Origin of the sequence: Serratia sp. JSRIV002, from assembly GCF_019968725.1 — a bacterium.
In the GTDB taxonomy this organism is placed as follows: domain Bacteria; phylum Pseudomonadota; class Gammaproteobacteria; order Enterobacterales; family Enterobacteriaceae; genus Chania; species Chania fonticola_B.
Window position 1 is genome coordinate 5,769,252 of the sequence record NZ_CP074143.1, and the last position, 12,762, is coordinate 5,782,013.

Consider the following 12,762-nt stretch of genomic DNA (forward strand, 5'->3'; position numbering starts at 1 on the left):
ATAGGACAAAATCGAACGTTCTTGCTCGCAGCTGTCGGTAGAGGCCATCATCAGAATTAACCCAATCTCGTCCATTAGCGACCAAATCGAGGGCATATTTGGCTATAATCAAGCACATGCCCATTGATTTACCTGAAGGATACCGTGACGTAATGCAGAATAAAGCCGCTCCAGAGCAGCCTGAGGCCATTGAGAAACCGACGATCGCCATCAAAACCGGCAATCAAAAACTGGATAAAGGCCTTTCGGGGTTCGCTCGCCTGATAGAGCGCGTTAAAGCCTGGCCCACCATCGCTCACCTGCTGCGAGCCACCGAACGCTTCAACGACCGTCTCGGCAGCCAGTTTGGCGCCGCCATTACCTACTTCTCGTTTCTCTCACTGATCCCGATCCTGATGGTGTCGTTTGCCGCCGTGGGCTTTGTGCTGGCATCTAATCCGGATTTGCTGGCCGAACTGATCAACAAGATCGTCAACAGCATCAGCGATCCCACGCTGGCCAGTACCTTGAAGAACACGGTGAATACCGCCATCCAGCAACGTACCACCGTCGGCCTGACCGGTCTGGCGCTGGCGCTGTACTCCGGCATCAGTTGGATGGGTAACCTGCGTGAGGCGATCCGCGCCCAGTCCCGTGACGTCTGGGAACGTAATCTGCAGGATCAGGAGAAAATCTATTTTCGCTACACCCGCGATTTTATTTCATTAACTGGCTTGGTGGTGGCGCTGATCGTCACTCTGTCTTTAACCTCGATTGCGGGTTCTGCCCAGGCGGCCATCGTGCATGCGTTGGGACTGGATGGCATTGAATGGCTGCGGCCGGCGATGACGCTGATCGCGCTGTCGATCTCCATTTTTGCCAACTACCTGCTGTTTCTGTGGATCTTCTGGATGCTGCCACGCCATAAGCCGAAGAAAAAAGCGCTGCTGCGCGGCACCCTGATCGCCGCAATTGGCTTTGAAGCCATCAAGTTTGTGATGACCATGACGCTGCCGCAGGTCGCCAAATCACCTTCCGGTGCCGCCTTTGGCTCGGTGATCGGGCTGATGGCGTTCTTCTACTTTTTTGCCCGCCTGACGCTGTTTTGCGCCGCCTGGATCGCCACGGCACAGTATAAAGAGGACAAAACCCTGCCGCAGGGCAAGTGAATATCCACCATCAGCATGGTATTCATGCCAGTCGCAAGGTTGCGACTGGTTTTTTATTTCGACAATCAACCCAAAAAGCAGTCAATAACTCTAAAACCAGACTAACCGATCGGCAAAAACCAGCATAACAAACTACCCTATAACTTTTCTTTGCACCTTTTCCAGTCATTCTCTCTGCGTATAGCTCACTTCACCACGTTAACAACCATAGAACGTCAACTCGTTAAAACATTAGTCTTTTTAACAGTTTATTTGCCAGATAGTACAAAATCTCCCCGTTGAAAAGCCATTTTGCTATGACTAAGATGAATTTTTCCCTAGTCAAAATATAAGAAATAACTATGCAAGCCACCATCGCAACCCCCTTGGACGCCGATGCCGCGTCCACACCGGTTAACTCCCGGGGAAAAGTCATCGTCGCCTCTCTGGTCGGTACCGCCATCGAGTTCTTTGATTTCTATATTTATGCCACCGCTGCGGTGATCGTATTCCCGCATATCTTCTTCCCACAGGGTGACCCGGCTGCTGCAACGCTACAATCGCTGGCCACCTTCGCCATCGCCTTTGTGGCAAGGCCCATCGGCTCTGCTCTGTTCGGCCACTTCGGCGACCGCGTCGGGCGGAAGGTCACCTTGGTGGCTTCACTGCTGACCATGGGGATTTCCACCGTGCTGATCGGCCTGCTGCCAAGCTATGCAACCATTGGCATCTTTGCACCGATCCTGCTGGCGCTGGCACGCTTTGGCCAAGGCCTGGGTCTGGGTGGCGAATGGGGCGGTGCCGCGTTGCTGGCCACCGAGAATGCGCCTGCCAACAAACGTGCGCTGTACGGCTCTTTCCCGCAGTTGGGTGCACCGATCGGCTTTTTCTTCGCCAACGGCACCTTCCTGCTGCTCTCTTGGTTGCTGACTGACGAACAGTTCATGACCTGGGGCTGGCGCGTACCGTTTATCCTCTCTGCCGCGCTGGTGCTGGTGGGCCTGTATGTGCGTATTTCGCTGCACGAGACTCCGGTTTTTGCCAAGGTGGCCAAAGCGGGCAAACAGGTGAAGGTCCCGCTCGGGACGCTGTTGAGCAAACACAAAAAGGCTACCATCCTGGGTACCTTCATCATGCTGGCTACCTATACGCTGTTCTACCTGATGACCGTTTACTCCATGACCTACGGCACGGCCGCAGAGCCGCTGGGGCTGGGATATTCACGTAACAGCTTCCTGTGGATGCTGATGGTAGCGGTGATTGGTTTTGGCGTGATGGTGCCGATCGCCGGTTTGCTGGCCGATGCCTTTGGCCGCCGCAAGACCATGATTGTCATCACCCTGTTGATGATCGGCTTTGCCTTCCTGTTCCCGAGCATGCTGGGTTCCGGCAATCAGCTGTTGGTGATGGCTTTCCTGCTGCTGGGGCTGAGCATTATGGGCCTGACCTTTGGCCCGATGGGCGCACTGCTGCCTGAACTGTTCCCAACCGAAGTGCGCTACACCGGAGCCTCGTTCTCGTATAACGTGGCCTCGATCCTGGGGGCTTCGGTAGCGCCTTATATTGCGACCTGGTTGGCTAACAACTACGGGCTGTTCTACGTTGGCATGTACCTGGCGGCCATGGCCAGCCTGACGCTGATCGCGCTGCTGCTGATGAAAGAAACCCGCCACACGTCTCTGTAATCCTCTCCCGGCCCCCTGCCTATGGGGGCCTGTTTGTCTGTTGTCACAAATCCCGGCTATGCTATCCCTCCATTTGCTGAGGAAACCCGCCCATGTCATTGCGCCGTTGGCTCTGTTTGTCTGTTACGTTGCTGATTATTATCGCCATTGCCACCTATTTCTGGCTGAAACCGGCCCACCCGGATGCGCTGTGGCATATCGTCAGCCAACAATGCCTGCCGAATCAGCAACAAAACCATAATCCGGCCCCCTGCGCACAGGTAGATGAGCAGGCCGGGTTCGTCGTGCTGAAAGACCGCAATGGGTCTTTGCAATACCTGTTGATGCCAACGGCCAAAATCACCGGCATAGAAAGCCCACTGGTCTTAGAGCCCGACACTGCCAACTTATTCACCTTAGCCTGGCAGGCCCGGCATTTTATGGCGGATAAACTCGGTAAACCGATCGACGATGCCGCCATCTCTCTGGCGATCAACTCCGAATATGGCCGTACGCAAAATCAGCTGCATATTCATATCTTCTGCCTGCAACCGGCGGTAAAAAACCGGCTGGCGCAGCTGCAAGGGGATTTCAGCGAAAGCTGGCAGCCGCTACCCGGTGGATTGCTGGGGCATGATTATTTGGCTCGCCGCGCCAGCGCTGCTGAACTCAAGCAGCTTGGGGCATTCCGTTTGCTGGCTCAGGGCGTTGAGGGCGCACGTGAAAGCATGGGGAGCTACGGCATGGCGATGACGGCCTTACCGGGAGGGGATTTCCTGCTGTTGGCTGTGAAACGTAACCTATGGCAGCTGAATCTGGCCTCCGCCGAAGAGAGCCAGGATCACAGCTGCCAGGTACTGCATTAACCCCTCACCCCAACCCTCTCCCAAAGGGAGAGGGAGCTGATAGCCCCTGCTCGTTTGGAAGTAAAAAGGTCACCTTAGCAACCGCGATCTCCCTTTCAACCAAGGTGAATTAGCCAGTGCCCATGAAGAATCACTACACTTTCAGCCCAGCTCGATCGGTCCCCTCTCCTGGGGGAGAGATACCGTCTTGTCGGCTATCCGGCAAGCGGTATTTCCGCATTAAATGTCTTTCCTGATTTCACCACACCATAGGCCAGTTGCAGCAACTTTCGCATCGCCGCACACACTCTTTCTTTGCCCGACTTCCCACGCAACTTTAGCCTTTCTGTTAAGTCTTTAACCACAACATTGTATTGGCCTGCCACTACCGCGGGCATGTATAACGCACTTCGCAGCTCACCGTGCCCCACTTTCGATAACCGGCTTTTCCCTTTAAACATCCCCGACTCACATCGCTGTGGATTCAGTCCTGCGTACGCTACCAGGGCCTTGCTGCTGGTGAACCGACGCAGGTTTCCTGCGAAGGCCAGCAGGCTGGAGCTCAGCATCTCTCCCACTCCAGGGATACTTTTTAGCAACTCGCTGTCCCGTTTCAGGTCAGGGTTATCATCGATGTGCTGACTGATTTTCTTTTTCGTTTCTCGTATCAGTTCATCCAACGTGGCGATGTGCTCATTGAGTGAAGGGACGATGACTGCTTCGGCCACCTCCAGGCGATTTTCTTCCATCTGACGCATCTCTTCCAGGTTCTTAAGATGCCTGACCAACGCGGTCAACTGGCGCTCGCTCAACGGGGCTGGGAACCACGGGGCAGGCTGATGCAGTGCGCAGTAGCGGGCTATCATCGCTGCATCGCTTTTGTCCGTTTTGTTCCGGGCCAGTTCTGTATTGCCGAAGGAATGGATACACGCCGGGTTCATCAGACTGACGTGGTAGTTGTTGTCTGCCAGATAAGTGGCCAGTTCCGTGCTGTAGCTCCCGGTGGCTTCCATACAGACATGACAGTCGCCAAAGCGGCTCAACCAGGCTGCGAACTCGCGGCATCCAGAAGGGGTATTGGCAAACTTTTTGGTTTTATACTTCTGATTGTCCAGCAGTACGGCGACATCAAATTTGTGTTTAGCGATATCAACGCCGACAGGGGTTCTACGCATTATGGCACTCCATAACCATGTCTGAAATTTATCGCCGGACCATCCTTATATGTAGGTGCTCATAGGCACAGGATACCGTTCGGTCTACAAGGCGACAGGGAAATAGACAGCCGGGGCACAATCTCTCCCACGGGCTCATAGGCACTAGGGTTAGGGGGAGCTCACCGGCTATCTCCCGATGATCAGTCGGGGATCTTCTCCGCTAAGGCGGAGAAGATCAAGACATAAGGGTTAGGGTTAGGGTGAGGGGTCACTTCTTGTTCTTCATCTGCTGCAGGATCTTGCCACACTGGTTTTCTTCGCCACCGTCACTCGGTGAAACCAGAGCCAGCAACGCTGCTGCCGGGGCGACAACCACTCCCAATGCCACCGCAGCCACCCCGCGAGCAATCAACGGTCCAGCCTTCACGCCAGCGTCCGGTTTTTTAAACGTCCCTTTGACATACAGCGGCGAACGCAAGGTCAGCACCCGCATCCCTTTACTTTCCGGATCGATGGACAGATCCAGCCGCTCGGTGGCGAAATTGATGTTGCCGGTGATGTTGATGATGGCATTTTCCGTATCAAACACGAACAGTCGTGGCGTCGCCAACCCGCTGCGAATGCCGACATCCGCCGCAGCGCAGTTGATCCCCACCTCGTCATCGCCAAACAGTTGAGCTACCAGGTAGTTACCTACGTTGAGGCCCAGGATTTCCATCAGGCTGCGGCTGATCACGCCGTCATTGATCAGCAGGCGCAGATCGCCGCTGCTGGTCGCCAGCAAATCGGCCACCGAGTTGCCGCTGCCTGTTAGCTTGGCATCGCCGTTCAATTCCCCCAGGCTGCGCTTCATCGACTCCACGTTCGGCAGCAACTGCTTCAGCTGGAACTTACGCGCGTGCATATCCACCCGGCCCTGCATCGGGCTCTTGCTACCATCAAGACGGACGGTGGCATTCAGGTTGCCCCCGGCCACGCCGAAGCGCAGCGGGTCCATCAGGATCACTGCGTTATCCAGCTTAAGATGGGTATTCAGATCGCTCAACGGCAGCGAACTGCCATGCTCAATACGTTTGGCGGTAAATTTGACGTCGGCATCCATTACCCCCCAGCTTTTGGTTTCGAACTTCTCAACCGGCAGCACTTTGTCGCTCGGCTGGCGGGTTTTCTCGCCGCGATTGGCTTTCTGCTGATTGGAGTCCGCGCCGATCAATGGCGCAAGATCGGCAAAACGCAGCTGTTTGGAAAGCACTTCACCGCTCAACTTGGGCCGCGGGTGGCTCGCAACGTACTTCAAGTCCCCATGGATATCGCTGTCACCGATCTTGCCGTCAAAGCCCTGATACTCGAATACCGCACCGCCCGGTTGATGCAACCGGACGATAAGATGGCCATCGGTAGAATAAGGTGGAGTGTTGGGTAACAGCACGCCGGTCAGCGCATACAGGTTTCCCAGGCTGTCACCGGAGAATTTCAGCCGTAGATCCAGGCCGCCAAGGTTCAACGGATCGGACAACGTCCCCGCGACCTGCACTCTGGTATTGCCGGAACGGACATCGGCCTGCAGCGGGAACGGAATATCAGCACTTTGCAGTGACAGCATGCCACCTATCTTGCCGCTGCCTGACAGCGCTTCACCGTGATATTTTCCTTTAATCTTCCAGCCGAAGACATAATCCGGCGTCGTCGCTTTATCTCCCGGCTGCTTACCCGCAACTTCACTAAAGGGCAGAGGCTTGCCAAGTGGGTCGATCAGCGCCTGGAAATCGGCCTTGAGCGTGGCGTCTTTAAAATCAATCTGGCCGCGATCGAACACGATATCGTGAATGCTGACAGACCAGTCTGACTGCGGTTGGTTGGGGTCTTTTTCGGCGCTGTTAGCCAGGTTGAAGGTCCAGTTATTGTCACCGTTCGCCAGGCGCTGTAGCGAGGCATTTGGCTGTTTCAACCAGATACGCGGGATCAGCACCTCTTTGCCCAGCAGCGCCAATGGCGCGATCGAAGCATCGACGCGTTGCAGTGTGACCATCTCATCACCGGGGATCTTGGCAGGGTTGCCCAGCATAATATCTTCGGCGTGAATATGCGGCCAAGGTACCCAGGCACGCCAGCCTCCCTCATCCTGGTGACGTTCCCAGTTAACGCCCAGACCGCCACGAATAGCAAACGGGCGCTGCAGCTCGGCAGAGACTTTGCTATTGATGGTGGGTTTGAGGCGGTTCCAATCGAAGGTGGCAATGAACACCACCAAAACCACGATAATCAGCAGTACGATGCCGCCAATCCAGCTAAAAGTTTTGCCTGTTCTTGTCATAGCGGCTCCCTTGAGGCGATAGCTGACTGCGAAAATTGATAAGCAGCCTTACTGAAAGCCTAGTCGAGGATAAGCCTAAGTTCACGCGATGGGAACTAATGGGTCAAGGGATGGGGGCAATAAACCGCGTAGGCAGCGTTTTCAGCTGGTCAAAATGTGCAGGGCGGCTCAGGTAATACCCTTGGGCTGCAAACGCGCCAGAGCGCTGTACCAGCAGCCATTCCTGCTCTGTTTCTACCCCTTCGACAATCACTCCGTCGCTATGCTGGCTCATCAGGCGCACCAGGGTAAAAAACAGCTGGATGCCCTCGTCGCTTTGCTTGAGCAACATGAACAGCTCGCGCGCCACCTTGATATACTGATAACGCCAACTGCTGACCGCAGAGAAATTCGCCAACCCGCTACCAAAATCATCCAGCCACAGGCGCTCCGCTCCGGGGATATGCTGCAGCGGCCCATTCAACGCCCTGTCTGCCTGCTCAACCAGCTCAAAACGCAGGTAAGGCATGACGCTGATTTGCCGCTGCATCGCCGGGTGTCGCTGCAGGGCCTGTAAGGCCTTGCCGTCGATATTGATGGAGACCATCAACGCATGGTGGATAAACATGGCCTGCCATTGCTGCAGTAAATTGAGCTGTTCCTGAAGCACCGCCAGGCGCTGGCGCAACCCCAGCGCGGCAAAGTAGTCCTCGGGGGAGACCGGCTTGCTCGGTGCCGCCGGATGATGCACCGCAGTAAGCAGCTCTACCGCCAGCAATTTGCCGCAGGTGCGGTAAATGGGCTGAAAAGTATACAAACGCCGACACTGCCGCCAGTAACGGAAGACCTTGGCACGCTGCCAGGCGGCAAACAATGGCGTCAGTAGACCAGAGATCATGTTGGTTATCATCGGTTCTATCGCCATTAGGGAATGGGAACGATAACGTTGCCGGAAATTTGTCGATCTTGTTATCGGCAACGCACAATAAAACTTTAAGCCTGGGTAAAAGGTCCCTACATTAAACCATTACCTACATGCAACGTTTCTATAACAAGAGGAAAATTTAATGCCCTACGTAAATATCAAAATTACCCGCGAAGGCGCAACCGCGGAGCAGAAAAAACAGCTAATTGCAGGCGTGACTCAACTGTTGGTCGATACGCTCGGCAAAAATCCGGCCACTACCGTGGTGGTTATCGATGAAGTGGAAACCGATAACTGGGGGATTGGTGGTCAATGTGTCACCGATCTGCGCGCGGCGGCCAAGTAGTTTTCCTTCCTCAGCGGCGGGAAACCACGCGTTTCCCGATCGCGATCATAAACTAATTAAAACGCTGTTTTATTCCTATTGACTCGCTTCGCCCTTGCGTTGAGACTGGACGTATTCGCAGCAACCAGACTCATTATCAAGCCAGGGATTATCATGAACAGCAAAAACCTCGCCGTGATCGGCGAATGCATGATCGAACTGTCGCAGAAAGGCGCCGATCTCAGCCGTGGATTCGGCGGCGACACCCTCAACACTGCCGTCTATATCGCCCGTCAGGTGCCGCAACAGGCGCTGAACGTGCATTACGTCACCGCGCTAGGCACCGACAGCTTCAGCCGGGAAATGCTGCAAACCTGGCAGCAGGAGCAGGTAAAAACCGATTTGATCCAGCAATTGGACAACAAGCTGCCGGGGCTGTACGTGATCGAAACCGACGATACCGGCGAGCGCACCTTCTATTACTGGCGCAACGATGCGGCCGCACGCTACTGGCTGGATGGCCCGCAGGCAGAGAGCCTGTGCGCACAGCTGGCGCAGTTTGATTACCTGTATCTGAGCGGTATCAGCGTTGCGATCCTCAACCCTGCCAGCCGGGAAAAACTGCTGACCCTGCTGCGCCAATGCCGGGCCAACGGCGGCAAAGTGATCTTCGATAACAACTATCGGCCGCGGCTGTGGCAAAGCCAGCAAGAAACTCAGCAGGCCTATCGCGAGATCCTGGCCTGTACCGACATCGCCTTCCTGACGCTGGATGATGAAGATTTACTGTGGGGCAAGCAGCCGGTTGAGCAGGTGGTGAGCCGTACCCGCGACTTTGGCGTGAGTGAGATTGTGATTAAGCGTGGCGCAGATTCCTGCCTGGTGTTCAGCGCCGATGGGGGAACCCACGACGTACCGGCGGTCAAACTGCCAAAAGAGAAAGTGATTGATACCACCGCCGCCGGAGATTCCTTCAGCGCGGGTTATCTGGCTGTACGCCTGACCGGCGGTGATGCGGTTAGCGCGGCCAAACGTGGTCACCTGACCGCAAGCACGGTGATCCAGTATCGCGGGGCCATCATCCCACGCGAGGCGATGCCACAATAATTCCCGAACGCCAGAAATGCACAAGGCCAGCAACGATGCTGGCCTTTTTAGTTGGCCCGATAAATCGGGCCTCTACAATCTTGGTGCTTAACCGGCTACTGCGATACGTTTCATATCGGTCATATAACCACGCAGTTTGCGGCCAACGGATTCGATCGGGTGGTTGCGCACCGCCTCGTTCACGTCACGCAGCTGCGCGTTGTCAACGGTGGTACCTGCAACTGATTTACCCAGATCGCCCGCCTGCAGAGTGGTCATGAACTCTTTCAGCAACGGTACCGCCGCATAAGAGAACAGGTAGTTACCGTATTCTGCAGTATCGGAGATCACCACGTTCATTTCATACAGACGCTTACGCGCGATGGTATTGGCGATCAGTGGCAGCTCGTGCAGTGATTCGTAGTAAGCAGACTCTTCGATGATGCCTGAATCCACCATGGTTTCGAAGGCCAGCTCAACGCCCGCTTTCACCATTGCTACCATCAGTACGCCGTTGTCGAAGTATTCCTGCTCGCTGATTTTGCCTTCAAACTGCGGCGCAGTTTCGAAAGCGGTTTTGCCGGTCTCTTCACGCCAGGTCAGCAGTTTCACATCGTCTGCGGCCCAGTCTGCCATCATACCGCTGGAGAATTCGCCAGAGATGATGTCGTCCATGTGCTTCTGGAACAGCGGAGCCATGATGCCTTTCAGTTGCTCAGACAGCGCATAGGCACGCAGTTTCGCCGGGTTGGACAGGCGATCCATCATCAGGGTGATACCGCCCTGTTTCAGCGCTTCGGTGATGGTTTCCCAGCCGAACTGGATCAGTTTTTCTGCGTATGCCGGGTCGGTACCTTCAGATACCAGCTTGTCGAAGCACAGCAGAGAACCCGCTTGCAGCATACCACACAGGATGGTCTGCTCGCCCATCAGGTCAGATTTCACTTCTGCAACGAAGGAAGATTCCAGCACGCCTGCACGATGGCCGCCAGTGGCTGCCGCCCATGCCTTGGCAATCGCCATGCCTTCGCCTTTTGGATCGTTTTCCGGGTGAACCGCGATCAGCGTTGGTACACCGAAACCACGTTTGTATTCTTCACGCACTTCGGTACCTGGGCACTTAGGTGCAACCATCACTACGGTGATGTCTTTACGAACCTGCTCGCCAACTTCAACGATGTTGAAGCCGTGGGAGTAGCCCAGCGCAGCACCGTCTTTCATCAGCGGCTGTACGGCACGAACTACGGAGGTGTGCTGCTTGTCTGGCGTCAGGTTAACGACCAGATCGGCCTGCGGGATCAGATCTTCGTAGGTGCCAACCTTGAAGCCGTTCTCGGTGGCTTTGCGCCATGAGGCACGCTTCTCGGCAATCGCTTCTTTACGCAGCGCATAAGCCACGTCCAGGCCGGAATCACGCATGTTCAGACCCTGGTTCAGACCCTGAGCACCACAGCCGACGATCACCACTTTTTTCCCTTTCAGGTAACCGGCTTCATCCGCAAATTCGTCACGCGCCATGAAACGGCACTTACCCAATTGCGCCAACTGCTGACGCAGGTTCAATGTGTTGAAATAGTTAGCCATGGTGATGCTCCAGTTAGATGTTGTGTCGTGCAATATTATTCTCATTCCCGCCCTGTCTATGCGGGATCCGTTGAAACCAATGTATAACAGGAATTGCGTTGCTTAAATTGATATATTACGAACGTGACGTTGCAATTTCTGCAACACCCCGCTGCGAGCGTACTGATTATGGACTTACGTGATCTCAAGCTGTTCCTGCACCTGGCTGAAAGCCATCACTTTGGCCGCACGGCCAAGGCGATGCACGTCAGCCCCTCTACGCTTTCCCGCCAAATCCAGCGGCTGGAAGAAACGCTTGGACAGTCGCTGTTTCTGCGTGATAACCGAACCGTAGAGCTGACCGATGCTGGCGAACAGTTGAAAGTGTTTGCTCAACAAACGCTGCTGCAGTATCAGCAGTTGAAACATTCGCTTGGCCAGCACGGCCCTTCTCTGAGTGGCGAGCTACGCTTGTTCTGCTCGGTCACTGCCGCTTACAGTCATCTGCCGCCGATCCTCGACCGCTTCCGTGCCCAGCATCCCCTGGTTGAAATCAAATTGACTACCGGTGATGCCGCCGATGCGGTGGACAAAGTACAATCCAACGAGGCCGACCTTGGTATCGCCGGGCGGCCTGAAACACTCCCCACCAGCGTCGCCTTCACCCAAATCGGTGAGATCCCGCTGGTGCTGATTGCTCCCGCTCTGCCGTGTGCGGTTCGAACGCAGGCTTTTGCAGAGCAGCCGGACTGGGCCAATATGCCGTTTATCCTGCCGGAGCATGGCCCATCAAGAAAACGCATCGAGCTGTGGTTCCGCCGCCAGCACATCACCAATCCGCTGATTTACGCCACCGTCGGCGGGCATGAGGCGATTGTTTCGATGGTGGCATTAGGCTGCGGTATCGCGCTGATCCCCAGCGTGGTGGTAGATAATAGCCCGGAGCCCGTTCGCAACCGCATCTCTCAGTTGGAAAATATCTCGATGGTCGAACCGTTCGAACTGGGGGTCTGCGTGCCGAAAAAACGCCTCAACGAACCGCTGATTGAGGCGTTCTGGCGTTTGCTCTCATAAGTCTGCAGGGTCGATCTGCTTCATCGCTTCCACCTGCATCAGCCACTGGTACAGCGGCTCCAACTGCTGGAAACTCTGCGTAAGGGTAGCGACCAGATCGGCGCTGAACAGTTTTTCCACCTGATTATCTGTGGCCATCACCGCAAAGGACTTACGGTTGTACCAGGTGGCAATCTCCGGTGCCTGTTCCTTCACCAACGGGCGCTTATAGCTTTCCCCCACCAGCTCGAACGGCGCACGGCAGCACTCGGCCACCTCCAAAAACGGCTGTGGCCTGCGCAGCAAGGTATGGCGAAACAGATCCATGGTGGCTTTGTCGGCGCTGTAATAACCCAGGCCATAACGCAGCATGTCCGGCCCTAGTTCAAAGAAGTACACCGGTGCCAGCTTCCAGTCTTTGCTTGGCCGCTTGAAGGTCAGCCACATGCGGCTACGGTAGCGGGATTTATCATGGGAAAAACGCGTGTCGCGATGAATGCGCGACAGCGTTTTGCCAATGGCCGGACGGGTTTCAAACTGCGGGTCAATCATCAGCATCGCAGGACTCAGCGCATCCACCAGCGAACGGAACGGCGTTAACAGCTCACGGTCATACACGCCCCGATTGGCATCAAACCACTCCTTGTCGTTCTCGATCCGCACCTGTTGCAGGAAGTCCAGCCCTTGTTGGCTGAACCCGGTGAACTCATTACTCATACGCTAT

The 12,762-nt window shown here is 55.3% G+C and carries 11 protein-coding genes; 6 read left to right on the forward strand and 5 right to left on the reverse strand.

Annotated features, from left to right (window positions below; translation table 11 throughout):
• The first annotated feature begins 152 nt into the window (after positions 1-152).
• The 3 genes from yhjD to KGP26_RS27055 all read left to right on the forward strand — a co-directional run bounded on the left by yhjD (position 153) and on the right by KGP26_RS27055 (position 3,657).
• Positions 153-1,148 carry an inner membrane protein YhjD gene (yhjD, locus tag KGP26_RS27045; protein WP_223664791.1) on the forward strand — a complete coding sequence of 332 codons (996 nt, stop codon included), beginning with the start codon at positions 153-155 and terminating at the stop codon, positions 1,146-1,148.
• Between the two features lie 341 nt (positions 1,149-1,489).
• Complete coding sequence (locus tag KGP26_RS27050; RefSeq protein WP_021807376.1) at positions 1,490-2,812, forward strand: MFS transporter; 1,323 nt, start codon at positions 1,490-1,492, stop codon at positions 2,810-2,812.
• Between the two features lie 92 nt (positions 2,813-2,904).
• Positions 2,905-3,657, forward strand: a complete 753-nt coding sequence (locus KGP26_RS27055; protein ID WP_223664792.1) for a CDP-diacylglycerol diphosphatase — start codon at positions 2,905-2,907, stop codon at positions 3,655-3,657.
• Positions 3,658-3,851: 194 nt separating this feature from the next.
• Here the strand turns inward: KGP26_RS27055 and KGP26_RS27060 are convergent, their stop codons facing one another.
• From KGP26_RS27060 to pdeH, 3 genes are all read right to left on the reverse strand, one after another.
• Positions 3,852-4,811, reverse strand: a complete 960-nt coding sequence (locus tag KGP26_RS27060; protein WP_059199085.1) for an IS110 family transposase — start codon at positions 4,809-4,811, stop codon at positions 3,852-3,854.
• Between the two features lie 250 nt (positions 4,812-5,061).
• The gene (locus KGP26_RS27065) at positions 5,062-7,107 is read right to left on the reverse strand and encodes an AsmA family protein (RefSeq protein WP_223664793.1); all 2,046 of its coding nucleotides are present in this window, start codon (positions 7,105-7,107) and stop codon (positions 5,062-5,064) included.
• Positions 7,108-7,210: 103 nt separating this feature from the next.
• A complete protein-coding gene (pdeH, locus tag KGP26_RS27070) occupies positions 7,211-8,011 on the reverse strand; it encodes a cyclic-guanylate-specific phosphodiesterase (protein ID WP_179248696.1) in 801 nt (266 codons plus the stop codon).
• A gap of 142 nt (positions 8,012-8,153) precedes the next feature.
• Between pdeH and KGP26_RS27075 the strand changes: the two genes are divergently transcribed.
• Both KGP26_RS27075 and KGP26_RS27080 read left to right on the forward strand, forming a co-directional pair.
• The gene (locus KGP26_RS27075; protein WP_021181815.1) at positions 8,154-8,357 is read left to right on the forward strand and encodes a 2-hydroxymuconate tautomerase family protein; all 204 of its coding nucleotides are present in this window, start codon (positions 8,154-8,156) and stop codon (positions 8,355-8,357) included.
• A gap of 153 nt (positions 8,358-8,510) precedes the next feature.
• Entirely contained in the window at positions 8,511-9,443 is a 933-nt protein-coding gene (locus KGP26_RS27080; protein WP_223664794.1) for a sugar kinase, read from the forward strand.
• An 87-nt stretch (positions 9,444-9,530) separates the two neighbouring features.
• Here KGP26_RS27080 and ilvC read toward each other — a convergent pair whose 3' ends face one another.
• Positions 9,531-11,006 (reverse strand): ketol-acid reductoisomerase, encoded by a 1,476-nt coding sequence (gene ilvC / locus KGP26_RS27085; RefSeq protein WP_021181818.1) that lies wholly within the window; start codon positions 11,004-11,006, stop codon positions 9,531-9,533.
• A gap of 168 nt (positions 11,007-11,174) precedes the next feature.
• Here ilvC and ilvY point away from each other — a divergent pair, with 168 nt between their 5' ends.
• On the forward strand, positions 11,175-12,059 hold the full coding sequence (gene ilvY / locus KGP26_RS27090; protein WP_059201933.1) for an HTH-type transcriptional activator IlvY: 885 nt from the start codon (positions 11,175-11,177) through the stop codon (positions 12,057-12,059).
• On the opposite strand, the gene KGP26_RS27095 is transcribed toward ilvY, so the two are convergent.
• On the reverse strand, positions 12,054-12,755 hold the full coding sequence (locus tag KGP26_RS27095; RefSeq protein WP_021807370.1) for a DUF2461 domain-containing protein: 702 nt from the start codon (positions 12,753-12,755) through the stop codon (positions 12,054-12,056). The genes ilvY and KGP26_RS27095 overlap by 6 nt on opposite strands.
• Positions 12,756-12,762 lie beyond the last annotated feature (7 nt).